This window comes from Luteibacter sp. (assembly GCF_035539195.1).
Taxonomy (GTDB): Bacteria; Pseudomonadota; Gammaproteobacteria; order Xanthomonadales; family Rhodanobacteraceae; genus Luteibacter.
The window spans coordinates 205,494-219,600 of record NZ_DATLIW010000030.1 but is presented as its reverse complement, the minus strand read 5'-3'; the positions used below and the strand labels follow the sequence as shown (position 1 = coordinate 219,600).

Below are 14,107 nucleotides of genomic sequence, written 5' to 3'. Positions count from 1 at the left end.
GCGAAATTGATGAGGCGGTACCGCTGACGACGGGCGTCAGAACAGTTCCACCTCTCCCTTTATCGGATCGTCGGCCAATCGCTTGAGGTATCGTTTCTCGCGATCGGCCAGATTGTTGTCGTGCGTGGCGCGCAACTGGCGCACGCGCACCTTGCCGCTGACCGGAAAGAACTGCACCTGGCGCGGGTAGATGTCACCCACGTCCGCCGCGCAGAGCTTCAGGTTCTCCGTGGCTATGTAGCGCTGGACGAAGGTGATGTTGCGCTGGCCGATGTCGGTCATCGTCGCCAGCACGCGCCCACCCCCGAAAATCTTCACTTCCAGATCGTCGCGACGGCCACCGGCCTTGAGGATCGCGTTGATCAGCTGTTCCATCGCATCGTTGCCATAGCGCGCCGCGCGGCCGACCGTCGAGGTCCAGCTGTCGCGCTCGCCCGCGGGCTCCGGCAGCATGAAATGGTTCATGCCACCGATGCGCCGGCGCGCGTCGCGCACACAAGCCGAAACGCAGGAACCGAGCACGGTCGAGATCATCTCTTCCTGGGTGCTCACGTAGTACTCGCCCGGAAGGATCTTGACCGTGACCACTTCCTGGGCGGGATCCCAGAAGCGGCGGACGTGCTCGAACCCGGGCAGCACGCTTTTCGGATCGAAGCCGATGAATGTCCTCGGCTGCGCGACGAACGTGTCGCTCATGTGCGTTTCCGGTAGACCGTTCGGCCGATCAGATCGAAGTCCTCGGACAGTCCGTACATGGACTCCGAGTGCCCCAGGAACAGGTAGCCGAGGCTTTCCAGCATGCCGGCGTAACGGGAGAACAGGCGCTGCTTGGTCGGCTTGTCGAAATAGATGACGACATTACGACAGAAGATCGCATCGAACTTGCCTTGCATCGGCCACTCGTGCAGCAGGTTCAACGGCTGGATGGCGACCAGTTCGCGCAGGCGCGGATGCACCTGGACATAGCCGTCGAAGGAGCCTTCGCCGCGCAGGAACCAGCGCTTGCGCCGCGCGTCGCTCACACCGCCCAGACGATCGACCGGATAGACCCCCTTGCGCGCCGCCTCGAGCGCCTGGGGCGAGAGGTCGGTGGCGAGGATCTTCGCGTCGATCTGGATACCGGTGCGCTCGATCGCCTCGGCCAGCACCATCGCGATCGCGTACGGTTCTTCGCCGGTGGAGCAGCCCGCCGACCAGATACGCAGCCGACCACCGCCGCGCTTCTCCGCCAGCCAGCGCGGCAGAAGCTCGTCGACGAGCATGTCGTAATGGTGCATCTCGCGGAAGAACGAGGTGACGTTGGTGCTGATGCAGCTGGCCAGCTCGCCCAGCTCCGCGTCGGGATCGCGGCGTAGCAGATCGCAGTACGCCTCGAAGCCCGGCAGGTTCAGCGCACGCAGGCGGCGTAGCAAGCGGCCCTGGACCAGCTGCCGCTTGTGGTCGCCCAGCGAGATGCCGCACTGCTGCAACACGAACTCACGCAGGAAGGCGAATTCCTTCTCGCCGAGATTCGGTCCGGTCGCGCTCGCCAGCCCGACGGGATCGGCGTTGTTGACGAGCGCATTCATCGATCAGAACTCCTTCCACACACCGGCGTCGGCCGAGGTCTCGACCGGACGCGGGGCGCGCGGTGTCGGGGTGCTGCGCACGGCGGCGAACACGGTTTCCATCTCTTCGCGGGCGGGATCCTTGCGCGGCGCCTTGGCGGCCGGTGCGCTGGACGCCTGGCCGGTGATCTGGAAGAACGAGACCTGGCGGCTGAGCTCGTTGGCCTGCTCGTGCATGGCCCGGGCGGCCGCGGCGGACTCCTCGACCAAGGCGGCGTTCTGCTGGGTCATCTCGTCCATCTGCAGCACGGCGTGGTTGACCTGGTCGATACCGGCCGACTGTTCGGAACTGGCGGCAGCGATCTCGGCGACGATATCGGTCACCTTCTTCACGCTGTCGACGATCTCGGCGAGAGCCTTGCCCGACTGGTCGACCAGCTCGGAACCGGCCTTGACCTTGCTCGCGCTGTCGTTGATCAGGCCCTTGATTTCCTTCGCCGCGCCGGCCGAACGCTGGGCCAGGTTGCGCACCTCGGTGGCGACCACGGCGAAGCCGCGACCCTGCTCACCGGCACGCGCCGCTTCCACTGCCGCGTTGAGCGCGAGCAGGTTGGTCTGGAAAGCGATTTCGTCGATGAGACTGACGATGTCGGAAATCTTCTTGCTGGAGCTGTTGATCTCGCGCATGGCGACGACCGTCTGTGCGACCACGTCGCCACCGCGCTCGGCCTGCTCGCGCGCACCGCGGGCCAGCTGGTTCGCGTGGCTGGCATTCTCGGCGTTCTGCTTCACGGTGGAGGTCATTTCCTCCATCGACGAGGCGGTTTCTTCCAGGCTGGACGCCTGTTCCTGCGTGCGCTGCGAGAGATCGTCGTTGCCGCGCGAGATCTGCTGCGCCGCCGTGCTGACCGAACCCGAACCGTGGCGCACTTCGCTGACGATGGCGCTGAGGCGCTCGTCCATGGCGCGGAACGCTTCCTGCAACTGGCCGAGTTCGTCCGAACGCGTGACCTGGATATCGTGGCCGAGCTTGCCCTCGGCAATCTGGTGCGCGACATATACGGTGTGCGAGAGCGTGCGGATGATCGAGCGGACGACCAGGACGCCGATCAGCAGGCAGATGAAGAGGCCGACAGCCAGCGAACCGATGCTGAGCGAGCGGATCAGCTGATACTGCGAGCTTTCCTTGGCGTAGATCGCCGCGGCTTCGTTACGCTTGGCTTCGATGAGCTTGCCGAGCTGGGTCTGGCGGTCCATCAGCAACGGGCGAACCTGCAGTTCGAGCACGTCGCTGGAGCCTTCGTCCCCCTGGTTGAGCGCGTCGACCATGTCCGACTTGGCCTGGTCGTAATCGGCGTTGGTCGACTGCCACTTGTCGTAAAGCTTCTTGACGTCGGCGGACATCGGCACCTTGACGAAGTCGGCCTTCAGCTTGTTCATCTCGTCCTGGTACTTCTGGAACTCGGCGACCTTCTGCTTCACCGCGTCCTTGTTGCTGACCTTGCTGGCCGCTTCACCGAGAACCACGAACGACATCAGCGAGTCGGTGTTCACGCGGCTCAGGGTCTCCGTGGGAGCGAGCTCCTCCTCGTAGATCTGGCGCATGCCTTCGTTCTGGAAGTGCATCGCACCCAGGCCGACGGCGGCGCCACCCAGAAGCATGAGGGTGAGCAGGCCGAGCACGCCGTAGAGGCGGCCGCGAACGGTCAGGGCGGGTACTTTGAACTTGAACTTCTTCATCACGGTTCCAATCGGCAAAGTGCGGCAAGGACTAACCAGGCGTTACGCTCAGGCGACGGCTTTGACATCCGTGGAGGCCAAGGCGGCTTCCAGCATCTGCGCGTCCTGCGGCTGAAGCAGGCGGTCGACGTCGAGCAGGAGAACCATGCGCTCGGCGACGGACGTGAGTCCCTTCAGGTATTCGGTATCGACGGTGGTACCCATGTCGGGTACCGGGCGGACCTCGCCCGGGGCGACTTCGACCACGTCGGAGACGGCATCGACCACGATGCCGAACTGGCGGCCGTTGACCATCACGATGACCGTGACGGTGGTGGCGGTGTATTCCTCGCGGGCCAGGCCGAAACGCAGGCGCAGGTCCAGCACCGGCACGATGGCGCCGCGCAGGTTGAGCACGCCGAGCACGTAGCCGGGGGCCTGCGGAATGCGGGTAACCGGCGTCCAGCCGCGGATCTCGCGGACGGCGAGGATATCGACACCGTATTCCTCGTTGCCGAGGTTCACGGTGAGGTACTGCGCGGCCTCTTCAGGCGTGGCGGTGGCGGAGCTGGCTTGCTGGTTCATGTCGTTCCCACGGCGGATCGGATCGGCGGTTCGGGACCCCTTCCCTTGGGGTATCGGCCGTCGCGGTGGGTTCTTGAGGGAAAATTGCGTACCCGGAGTGGGGATTTATCCCTGTGGGAGCCGCTTCCGCGGCGATAGGGTGCTTGCAGCAACCTCCCCAGTTCCTGGCCAGCGGGGAATCGCCGATGAATCGGCTCCCACATAGAGCGGGGACCCCCAGAACGGCGGGGCCGTCTGCGTCAGGCGGCCTTGCGGCGGGCCTGCAGGCGGACCAGGCCGGTCACATCGGCGATCAGCGCCACCGAGCCGTCGGCCAGGATGGTCGCGCCGGAGATGCCGGCGACCCGACGGTAGTTGGCTTCGAGCGACTTCACGACGGCCTGCTGCTGGCCGATCAGCTCGTCGACGAACAAGCCGATGCGCGTGCCCTCGCCTTCCACAACGATGACGATGCCCTCGTCCACCGCCCGGCGCTGCCCGGCACACCCGAAGACGTCGAACAGGCGGACGATCGGCAGCCAGTGGTCGCGGAAGCGGAACAGCTCACCGCCGCCGGCCACGCTGCGAACAGTGTCCGGCTTGACCTGCACCGACTCGATGATGGACACGAGCGGCACGATGTAGATTTCGTCGCCCACCGCGGCAGTGAGGCCGTCGATGATGGCCAGCGTCAGCGGCAAGGTGATGGTGAACGTGGTGCCGCTGCCCTGCACGCTGCGGATGGCGACCGTGCCGCCCAGGTCCATGACGTTGCGGCGGACCACGTCCATGCCCACGCCACGGCCGGAGAGATCCGTGGTGGCCGCGGCGGTGGAGAAGCCGGCCTCGAAGATCAGGTCGGCCACGGCCTCGTCGGACATACCCTCGCCCGTGGCGATGATGCCGCGCTGGATGGCCTTGGCCACGATGGCGTCGCGATTGAGGCCGGCGCCGTTGTCGGCCACTTCCACGACGATGCTGCCACCGCGATGGAAGGCTTCCAGGCGCAGCGTGCCGGTATCGCTCTTGCCTGCGGCGAGGCGCTTGTCCGGCATTTCCAGGCCGTGATCGATCGCATTGCGGACCAGATGGACCAGCGGATCGCCGATCTTCTCCAGCACCGTCTTGTCGAGCTCGGTGGTCTCGCCGCGCATGTCGAGCACGACCTTCTTGTCGAGCTTCTGCGCCAGGTCGCGGACCAGGCGCGGGAATCGGTTGAACACCGTGCTGATCGGCAGCATGCGGATGCTCATGACGCTTTCCTGCAGCTCGCGCGTGTGGCGGCCAAGCTGGGCCAGGCCATGGCGGAGCATTTCCAGCTGCGACGCATCCACACCGTCGTTGAACTGGCTGAGCATCGACTGGGTGATGACCAGCTCGCCGACCAGGTTGATCAGGGTGTCGATCTTCTCGATACCGACGCGGACCGAGCTCGACTCGCTGTTGGCGGCGGGATCGCGCACGGCGCGCGGACCGGCGGCGGCCACCGGAGCCGCCATAGCGACCTCGGCGACCGGCGCGGGCGCGGGCGCGGCGATGCGCGGCGTCACGGTCAGGTCGCAATCGCCGTCGACCCAGTCGAACACGCCTTCGACCGCCGCCCGCTTGGCGCCGGCGTCGAGACGGAGCGTCCAGCCGAGGTAGGACGATTCGGCGTCCATGTCGGCAAGCGCGGGAAGTTTGCTGGCATCGCAGCTGACCGCGAGCGGGCCGAGGGCTTCGAGTTCGCGGAACATGCGTGCCGGGTCGTTACCGGACTTCAAAAGATAGTCGAAGGGACGGAAGGCGATATCCCAGCCTTCGATCGCCTCGGCGGGCGCCGCGGCCTTGGCCGCCGCGACCGGCGCTGCCGTGCCGCCGGACACCATCGCCGACAGTTCGGCCAGCAGGGCCTGGCTTTCCGCGGTGGCCGCCGGCTGGCCGGTCATCGACAGGGAAAGCATGTCGCGCACGGTGTCGCCCGAGCGCAGCAGCAGCTCCACCACGGCCTTTTCCATGGGACGGCGGCCGCTACGGACCTCGTCCATCAGGTTCTCGGCGACGTGGGTGAAGGCGGCGACGTCGGTGAAACCGAAGGTGGCCGCACCGCCCTTGATCGAATGGGCGGCGCGGAACACCACGTTGATCAGTTCCGGATCCTCGGCACCCTCGTCCAGGGCGAGCAGGGCCTGCTCCATGGCGTCGAGGCCATCGAGGCTCTCCTCGTAGAACGCCTTGTGGAATTGCGCCAGATCGACTTTGGACATGGGGAGACCCTGGAATTACCGGAACACTGAGGTAGAAACAGACGCGGCTGGGATCAGCCGAGGACGCGGTTGACCGTAGCCAGCAGTTGGTCCGGATCGAACGGCTTGACCAGCCAGCCCGTCGCGCCGGCCGCCTTGCCTTCCATCTTCTTTTCCGGGTTCGACTCGGTGGTGAGCATGAGGATGGGGATGCCGCGGTAGTCCGCACGGGTGCGGATCTCGCGAACCATCGTGATGCCGTCCATCACCGGCATGTTCACGTCGGCCAGGATCAGGTCGAACTTGTGCACGGCCGCGGAATCGAGTGCCGCCTGGCCGTTGTCGGCCTCTTCGACATCGTGACCGGCGCCGCGAAGGGTGAAAGCCACCATGCTGCGCATGGAAGCCGAGTCGTCTACCGCAAGAATCTTAGCCATCGAAGCACCTTCAGTTCACGCCGGCGCGAGCCGGCAGTTCAATCAATGAGTTGAGGCCCAGCACGGCCACGCCGCGCTGAAGGCTGTCGCTGGCACCGGTCCAGGTCACGGGAAGCCCGGCCGCACGTGCATCGCGGGAAAACGCCGCGAGCAGCTGCAGGGCCGCCGTATCCACCTGGGCCACCGCGGCACCGTCGAGTTCGACGGGGTCGCCGGCGGCAAGCGCCTTGAGCAGGGTATCGCGCAAGGCCGGGGCCGCGGCGATACGCAGGTCCGGCTCGAGCGCCAGGGGCGCCCGCATTGCGTCTTTGGAGGATTTCTTCGCCATCGTCCGATACCGGTTCGGCCCTGGGCGCGTGTCGCCCGGGGGTTCGTTCGATGGTCTTATCGGCCTTGGGGGGGAAAGCTTTAGGGGGTAGCCTTGAGCCGGACAGAAGAATCGAGGCGGTCCGGTAGACGACTTATCGTCGAGACTTGCGCCACCCAGCACAGCCTACCGCCCGTTCAGTGCCGATGTCATGGTCAATCTGTGCCTATCGGCAGTCCATTGCATGATGCCCCGCGTTCCTTGCAAATCGCGCGTCAAGCATCCGCGATCTGCTGGAAACTAGATCCGAAACGGCATATCGGTTCAATTCGATCTATCGGCCGCGCGGACCGATGACGGCGCTCACAAGTACCCCCAACACGAACAAGGCACCAAGACCGCGCCATTCGCCCAACTCGCTACGACTGCTAATAAGCGCTGGAACAAATAGAGCGACGGCGGCAGAACCACCACAGAGAAGCAAGGCGATTGCCCTAGATCGAAAAGAAGACGTACCGATGCGCACTACCAAGTCTGACGCCGGCCACGCCTACTTCAATCGGGTTTACCTTCGAGACGTCGCGGAGACGGGTGGTGCGAGCCTCAGCCGGCCTTCGCGGGAACGATCAGCATCGCGTCGCCGTATGAGAAAAAACGGTAGCGCTGCAGTACCGCGTAACGATACGCCTCGAGGATCGCTTCCTTGCCGGCCAGCGCCGAGACCAGCATCAGCAGGGTCGACTGGGGAAGGTGGAAGTTGGTGATCAGGGCATCGACGCTGGTGATCTTGTAGCCGGGGAAGATGAAGATCTGGGTCTCCCCCGCGAAGGGGCGCAACACGCCCTCGACGGTCGCGCTCTCCAGCGCGCGGACGACGGTGGTGCCGACGGCGACGACGCGGCCGCCAGCGGCGCGCGTCTCGCGGATCTTCTCCACCAGGCCGGCGCCGACGTTGAGCCATTCGCGATGCATCACGTGATCGCGGACATCCTCGGCGCGCATCGGCTGAAACGTGCCGGCGCCGACATGCAGGGTGACGTAACCCATCTCGACACCGCGCGCCCGCAGCTTGGCCAGGAGTTCTTCATCGAAGTGGAGGCCCGCCGTCGGCGCGGCGACGGCGCCGGGCTCGCGCGCGAAGACGGTCTGGTAGCGCTCGTTGTCGGCTTCCTCGGCGCCACGCTCGATGTAAGGCGGCAGGGGCATTTCGCCCAGGCGCGACAGCAGACGCTCGAGCGGCTCCTGGCTTTCGAAACGCAGCACGAAGAACTCGCCTTCGCGACCGAGCACGGTGACCATGCTGCCGTCGGCAAGCTCGATCCGGCCGCCTTCCTTCGGCTTCTTGCTCACGCCCAACTGGGCACGTGCCTCGTGCGGGCCGGTAACCCGCTCGATCAGGATCTCGACCGCGCCACCGGACTCCTTGCGGCCATACAGGCGTGCGGGAAGCACCCGGGTATCGTTGAAGATCAGCAGGTCGCCGGGCTGGAGCATCTCGGGCAACTCGTAGAACTTCCGATCCTTCTTCGTGTGCGCGCCGACGTCCACGACGAGCAACCGACTCCCCGAACGCCGGGCCAGCGGCGCCTGGGCGATCAGGTCAGGGGGCAGATCGAAGTCGAAGTCGGCTTTCTTCACGAGAGGGGGGTTCAGGAGGCGGGTTGGGCATTATCGCCCATCCCGGCCCGAGGGGTGCTGAGAGCATCCGGCCGAGGGGTGCTGGCATCCATTCGGCTTTCTGTGGGAGCCGCTTCAGCGGCGATGCGTGCTAGCCCAAAGCGGCCCCGCTAACGCGGAATCGCCGGCATAGCCGGCTCCCACAGGTCTCCGATGCATCCGGCTCCCACAGGGTGCCGATGCATCCCGCTCTAACAGGTCGCCGGTGCGTCGGTTCCTACCCGGCAGCGGCTCGCCGGCGGCGGCGGACGACCAGGAACACGAGGCCGGCGATGGCCAGCACGAAGACCGCGATCTCGACGGGGAGGTATTTGCGGATGACATGCTTGACCGCCCTCACCTGCTGCGCGCGCTTCAGCTTGCGGGCGCTGGCGAAATCGGGTTCCTCGCAGTTCCAGCCGAAGCTGTCGGCCCATTCCACGTACGGCCCCTGCTTGACGTAGCGGGCGTAATACGCCTGGGCGCGGCGCTGGCGTTCGTTCAGCGGCTTGGTCGTGTCGCCATCGCTGGGCTCGTTGTAATCAGGCGGCCCCTGCAACATCCAGCTGGTCGCCATGCACAGGGAGGCGGCAAAGGCCTGCGAGCGAGGCGGCAGCAGGTCGGCCGCCGAAACGGCTCGATCGGCAGCGAGATAGCGGTAGTGGAAGCGGCGATCCGGCTGGGCCGCGCTGTCGTTGAAACGTTGCCGCTCGCCCGCCGTGACCAGATCGCCCTTGAGCGTCTCGATGCTCTGGCCGCTGCCGCCCTGGTAGCCACCGCCGTTGTCGCCAAAGTCCGGCCCCTGCTCGAAGCCGAGCAACTCCATACCGTTCTCACGCGCGATCTTCGCCGCCGCGTAGCGCGCTTCCGCCTTGCCGATGTCGGTCCAGGCGTGGTCGCCGTCGTGGATGTCCCGCGCATACTCCTTCGCCTTGGCACGCAGGTCCACATCGCCGAATCGGATATCGAGGCCGGGTGCGAAGTAGGCCTGGGCGTCGTCGAAGCGGCCGGCACGCATGAGGCGTCGGGCCAGCAGCCAGCGAAGACGATCGTTGAGCGGCAGAGGCTCGGCCGGGTGATCTTTATCGGGTGTTGCCGCCGGTGCCGCCGAAGCGGGTGCATGGGCGTCGATGAAGGCCTTCAGTTCGTCGACCGTCAACACGCGCTCGGCGATATAGTTCATGTCGTTACCGTAACCGGTACCCGACTCTTCCAGCTCGCCGTCGTAGACGTTGCCGTCGCCGCCCACGGCCGTGGACGCCTCGTACATGCGGGTCATCGCCTCGACATATTCGCCGCGCGCCAGCGCGAGCACCCCGCGCTCGCCCATCAGCCGATGCACGCTATCGGACTCCAGGGCGGCCTTGGGGTCGTCGGCACGGGGGAAGGCCTTGGCGGCCTCGGCATACGCGCGGGCGGCGCCTTCACGATCCCCCTTGCGCAGGGCCAGCTTCGCGCGCACCCAGCTGGCCAGCGGGCCGTCCGCCCTGGCGACGAGCTTCTCGGCATCGTCGTAACGACCGAGCTCATAGGCGAGCGAGGCAAGACGATCCGCCGCGCCGACTTTCTCGATGCCGTTCTTCTGGATCGCATCGACCAGCGCGGTAAGCACCGGCTGGGGCTTGCCGTCGGTGGTCTGCGGCGACACCCAGCTCAAGGCGTAGGTCACCAGGAGCCGCTGCGACACCGGGCCGTCGATCAGCGCATCGACCTGCGCCTGGTTAGACAGCACGGCGCTGGCGATCGACGCCAGCGATTGCACGGCGTTGCTCGAGCCATGGCCGGCCTGAGCGGCATACAGCGCAATGGCGTGTTTCAGGTCCGCCGGCGAGAGCGACGAAGCGCAGTCATCGCCGTTGTAGAGATCGACCCAGACGCATGGCCTCGCACCGGCGTACAGGCTCAGACGCGCTTCTTCGCCGAAGCTGGCCACCGCCAGTCCCTGTGCGTCGGAAGCACCGGCGAGTACACGCGCGCGCACTTGCTGGAAGGCCTTTGCCGCCGCGTCACGCTGTGCCGCGAAGGCCGGCGTGCCCGCCGCTTTCGCGGCCCGCAGCGCATGCACCTCGCCGAGCATGTAAGCCGCCCAGGCACCGCGGCGTGTCGACTGGTCCGGCGGCAGGGCCAGCACCTTCTCGAAACTCGCCTGCGCGCTATCCAGGGCGTCGGCATCGAACTCGGCACACGGCGGCTTGCTCAGCGTTTCGCCGTACTGACTGGCCGGCGCATCCGGGCAGTCCTGCGTGGCCTGGGTCCACTCCGCTGCGCCCGCCAAATAGGCGCTCACATCGGCGGGAGGATCCGCCACCTGCCCGCTGGTGAGATCGGGTTTTGCCTTGGGCTCTTCACCGAAACGCCCCGTCTCCACCGCTACCAACCCGTCGCTGGCCGGCAGCAGGTGTTGGGCCTCGAAGGCAAACGTATTCTGCGGAATGGCCTTCAGGGTGGCGGCACGATCGTCCAGCATCTGCGTCGGGAAGTCGGGGCCGCAGGCCCAGGCGACCGCACCGACCACGGCGATCGCGAACCCGATCGCAAGCGTCTTCTGCATCATCATGAAACGGGCATTCCTTGTACGGGTGTCGGTGAAAGGGTAAGCGGCGTGCCTGGCTTGCAGCGGGCCCAACCGATCGCACGGCGCGTGTGCGCGGGGATCGGGCGGGCACGTTCGGCGACCAGTTCGAGCTGGGCGTCGTGACGTTGCAGACGGTAGCCATCGATGCCGTCGGCCAGTTCGCAAGAGGCGGGCAGCGCGACGCGCGATGGTGGCGCGACATCGGTCGCACCGGCATTCTCGAGGATCACATCGGACGGCGCGTCCGCGGAGGGTCCGGGCTGCAACGTCATCACGAGGGGGCGCGTGTCGAGGTGGCCGGTCACGACGCCCCGCCAGGTGGCGAGACTCCACGCACGCGTATCGTCCACGGTCGGCAGGCGGAACCACACCACGCCGACGAGACCGCGCGGGCGATCTTTCGACAGCTGCGCCACGAACGCCATGAGGGCATCGGGCGCCGCATACAGTTCCGCCGAGGTCGCACCGGCCGCCAGGGCGGCTTGCTCGCTTTCCACGGCGAGCAGGCTGCCGTCCTCGTTCCAGCTCACGCGCGAGCCATACGTGGGCAGCGCCACGCGAAACGGCTTGCGGGTATGCGTGGCGAACTCATCCACCCAGCGATCGGCAACCGCGGGATCGAACAACCCCGCTTGCGGCGCCTGCACGGCATGCACCTGCAGCACGGATTCGTCCGGCTGGGCCAGCAACGGGTCGAGGTCGCGCGAGCCGAGCCATGTCGGCAAGGCGGTGATCGAGAGCGACAGCGTACCTAGCCTAGGACGCAGCGCGGCCAGGAAGGCCGTATACGCGGGCAAGCGCGAGGTGGGGCAGTCGTAGTCGATCTCGATACCCGCCAGCTGCGTGGAAGGCCAGCCGGCTGTGAGTGCGGCGATGCGGTCGGCCAGCACCTGGGCGTCGAAGCTCGCCAGTCGCCCGTCGATACGTACGACCAGCACGACGGGACGGCCGCTGCGAGCCAGCGCCTCCCGGTCCGGCGCGAAACGATGAAACACGCCATTGCGGTCGGCTTGGGCGACCAGCACCCGCCAGTCGCGAACCAGGTCGCTGGAGCTGGCGACGGCCTCGCGAAGCGCCGGCGTCCACTGCCGCTGCCAGACATAGGCGTCGTGCGTCAGCGGCACGGGCGCGCGACCGCAAGCGGTAACAAGCACCACCGCGATCGCGACGATCGCCAGACTCCGCAAGACGTGGCCCACTCCGATGGCTTCCCTGGCCGCGCCGAAGGGGCGCGTTACCGCCGCATTGTAGCGGTCAGAGCCAGCCTTTCTGGCGTGCCAGCCGGAAGGCCTCGATGCGGTTCGTCGCGCCCAGCTTGCCGATGGCTTCGGACAGGTAATTCCGGACCGTCCCGTGCGAGAGATTCAACTGCGTGCCGATATCGTTGGCCGATTGCCCTTCCCCCGCCAGGCGCAACACCTGCCGCTCGCGATCGTTCAGGGGGTCGGCCTCGGACCATGCCTCCAGCGCCAGCTGGGGGTCGATGGCGCGGCCACCGCGATGGACCATGCGCAGGGCCTCGGCGAGGTTCTCGGCCGGCGCGTCCTTCAGAAGGTAGCCGCTCACGCCGGCGTCGAGCGCGCGACGAAGAAATCCCGGCCGGGCGAAGGTCGTCACGATGATCACCTTCATCGGCAGTTCGTGACGGTGGATACGCTGGGCGATTTCCAACCCGGTCAGGCCGGGCATCTCGATGTCGGTCACCAGCACGTCAGGCTTCAGTCGCTGCAATTCGCGCCAGGCGCTTTCGCCGTCGGCGGCCGAGCCGAGCACTTCGATATCGGATTCCAGGTTGAGCAGGGCCGACAAGGCGCCGCGCACCATGGCCTGGTCTTCGGCAATCAGGACGCGGATCATGCCGGGCTCCCGTTATCCGTCATTCGCATCGGGAAATCCTGTGGAGTCGTAGTGGCGAGGCGGCGGTCCGCCGCGGTCAGGGGTACGGCGATGCGCACGCGGGTGCCCTTGCCACGCTGCGACTCGAAAGCCAGCGTGCCGCCGAGCGCGCGGACACGTTCGCGCATGCCGCAGATGCCGTTACCCTCGCTGTTCACCCCGCCGGTGCCGTTGTCGGCGATGCACAAGGTGAGTTCGTTCCCCTTGATCTCGACGCGAGCTTCGGCCGACGAGGCACGCGCATGGCGATGAATATTCGTCACCGCCTCGCGCAGGATGAGTGCAAGCCCTGCTTCCAGGCGCTCCGGGAGCTCGGGGAGGTTGCTCACGTAGTCGAACTGAACCATCGAGGCATTCAACAGCAACCGCGCGGAAGCCAGTTCGCCGGCGAGGCCGGTGGCGCGAATCCCCGTCACCGCCGAACGTACTTCGGCAAGCGCGTGGCGGGCCACGGCCTCGGCCTCTTCCATCTCGCGTCGGGCGGCGTCCGTATCGCGATCGATCAGGCGGCGCGACAGCTCCAGCTTGAGCGTGATCAGCGAAAGCGTATGCCCAAGGAGATCGTGAAGGTCTCGCCCGATGCGCTCACGCTCGGCCATCGCCGCCAGCCTGCGCACCTCGTCGTGCGACAGTTTGAGCTCCGCGTCACGCTGCGCATTGAAGCGATAGATGACGTTGATCGAACCCACGGACAGCGCGATGAAGCTGATCGTCGCGAGGATCGATGGCGGCCACGCGTAGATGAAGGTGCCGGCGAGGACAAACCCACCGATCACGGCGGCCATGCCGGTATAGCAACGCTTGGGCGATCCCTCGAAACCCATGATCGCGCACGCGTAGATCATGTAGCACCCGCCACCGCTCGCGTTGATGCCCATGATCGAATACGCCAGCAGGGCAACCGCCGCGGCGAACCACGGCGCCTGGCGAATGGGCCGGATGTAGCTGATCGCGTAAAGAGCCAGGAAGGCCGGAAACGTGGTGAGGGTGGCCAGCCACCAGTGCGGGTTGAGCTTCTCCGCGAAGACGAGGTCGCCGAAGACGTAAACCGTCCATACCAGGTTGAACAGGCTGGCCAGGCGCAACCGTGGCTTCTCGTGGAAGCGGTTCCACAGCGAATCCGGGGCGGGCTGGAACCACGAGCGAGCCATGCGCTTATCCGAGGAAAGACGAAGGTTCAT

Annotated in this window: 12 protein-coding genes; all 12 read right to left on the bottom strand. The window is 66.4% G+C overall.

Features of this window, described 5'->3' with window-relative positions; all coding sequences use genetic code 11:
• Positions 1-36 precede the first annotated feature (36 nt).
• The gene (gene cheD / locus VM621_RS10850) at positions 37-696 is read right to left on the bottom strand and encodes a chemoreceptor glutamine deamidase CheD (RefSeq protein ID WP_046968485.1); all 660 of its coding nucleotides are present in this window, start codon (positions 694-696) and stop codon (positions 37-39) included.
• Positions 693-1,568, bottom strand: a complete 876-nt coding sequence (locus VM621_RS10845) for a protein-glutamate O-methyltransferase (protein ID WP_325468969.1) — start codon at positions 1,566-1,568, stop codon at positions 693-695. The genes cheD and VM621_RS10845 overlap by 4 nt, the downstream gene beginning before the upstream one ends.
• Before the next feature lie 3 nt (positions 1,569-1,571).
• Positions 1,572-3,287: a methyl-accepting chemotaxis protein gene (locus VM621_RS10840; RefSeq protein ID WP_325468968.1), complete on the bottom strand. Its 1,716-nt coding sequence runs from the start codon at positions 3,285-3,287 to the stop codon at positions 1,572-1,574.
• A gap of 48 nt (positions 3,288-3,335) precedes the next feature.
• Positions 3,336-3,851 carry a chemotaxis protein CheW gene (locus tag VM621_RS10835; protein WP_325468967.1) on the bottom strand — a complete coding sequence of 172 codons (516 nt, stop codon included), beginning with the start codon at positions 3,849-3,851 and terminating at the stop codon, positions 3,336-3,338.
• Positions 3,852-4,090: 239 nt separating this feature from the next.
• On the bottom strand, positions 4,091-6,076 hold the full coding sequence (locus VM621_RS10830) for a chemotaxis protein CheA (protein WP_325468966.1): 1,986 nt from the start codon (positions 6,074-6,076) through the stop codon (positions 4,091-4,093).
• Between the two features lie 53 nt (positions 6,077-6,129).
• Positions 6,130-6,492, bottom strand: coding sequence for a response regulator (locus VM621_RS10825; RefSeq protein WP_046968490.1), 363 nt, complete (start codon positions 6,490-6,492; stop codon positions 6,130-6,132).
• 10 nt (positions 6,493-6,502) lie between these two features.
• The gene (locus tag VM621_RS10820; RefSeq protein WP_325468965.1) at positions 6,503-6,820 is read right to left on the bottom strand and encodes an STAS domain-containing protein; all 318 of its coding nucleotides are present in this window, start codon (positions 6,818-6,820) and stop codon (positions 6,503-6,505) included.
• A gap of 582 nt (positions 6,821-7,402) precedes the next feature.
• A complete protein-coding gene (queA, locus tag VM621_RS10815; protein WP_325468964.1) occupies positions 7,403-8,437 on the bottom strand; it encodes a tRNA preQ1(34) S-adenosylmethionine ribosyltransferase-isomerase QueA in 1,035 nt (344 codons plus the stop codon).
• A gap of 256 nt (positions 8,438-8,693) precedes the next feature.
• On the bottom strand, positions 8,694-11,012 hold the full coding sequence (locus VM621_RS10810; protein ID WP_325468963.1) for a hypothetical protein: 2,319 nt from the start codon (positions 11,010-11,012) through the stop codon (positions 8,694-8,696).
• Positions 11,009-12,229: a DUF3142 domain-containing protein gene (locus VM621_RS10805; RefSeq protein WP_325468962.1), complete on the bottom strand. Its 1,221-nt coding sequence runs from the start codon at positions 12,227-12,229 to the stop codon at positions 11,009-11,011. The genes VM621_RS10810 and VM621_RS10805 overlap by 4 nt, the downstream gene beginning before the upstream one ends.
• 55 nt (positions 12,230-12,284) lie before the next feature.
• Positions 12,285-12,887: a response regulator transcription factor gene (locus tag VM621_RS10800; protein ID WP_325468961.1), complete on the bottom strand. Its 603-nt coding sequence runs from the start codon at positions 12,885-12,887 to the stop codon at positions 12,285-12,287.
• Entirely contained in the window at positions 12,884-14,077 is a 1,194-nt protein-coding gene (locus VM621_RS10795) for a sensor histidine kinase (RefSeq protein ID WP_325468960.1), read from the bottom strand. The genes VM621_RS10800 and VM621_RS10795 overlap by 4 nt, the downstream gene beginning before the upstream one ends.
• Positions 14,078-14,107: the final 30 nt, after the last annotated feature.

Coding starts and splice junctions, on each gene's coding strand:
- VM621_RS10840 (WP_325468968.1), bottom strand. CDS start 3,287: ATGAAGAAGTTCAAGTTCAAAGTACCCGCCCTGACCGTTCGCGGCCGC.
- VM621_RS10820 (WP_325468965.1), bottom strand. CDS start 6,820: ATGGCGAAGAAATCCTCCAAAGACGCAATGCGGGCGCCCCTGGCGCTC.
- VM621_RS10795 (WP_325468960.1), bottom strand. CDS start 14,077: ATGGCTCGCTCGTGGTTCCAGCCCGCCCCGGATTCGCTGTGGAACCGC.
- VM621_RS10835 (WP_325468967.1), bottom strand. CDS start 3,851: ATGAACCAGCAAGCCAGCTCCGCCACCGCCACGCCTGAAGAGGCCGCG.
- VM621_RS10830 (WP_325468966.1), bottom strand. CDS start 6,076: ATGTCCAAAGTCGATCTGGCGCAATTCCACAAGGCGTTCTACGAGGAG.
- VM621_RS10845 (WP_325468969.1), bottom strand. CDS start 1,568: ATGAATGCGCTCGTCAACAACGCCGATCCCGTCGGGCTGGCGAGCGCG.
- cheD (WP_046968485.1), bottom strand. CDS start 696: ATGAGCGACACGTTCGTCGCGCAGCCGAGGACATTCATCGGCTTCGAT.
- VM621_RS10810 (WP_325468963.1), bottom strand. CDS start 11,012: ATGATGATGCAGAAGACGCTTGCGATCGGGTTCGCGATCGCCGTGGTC.
- VM621_RS10800 (WP_325468961.1), bottom strand. CDS start 12,887: ATGATCCGCGTCCTGATTGCCGAAGACCAGGCCATGGTGCGCGGCGCC.
- VM621_RS10825 (WP_046968490.1), bottom strand. CDS start 6,492: ATGGCTAAGATTCTTGCGGTAGACGACTCGGCTTCCATGCGCAGCATG.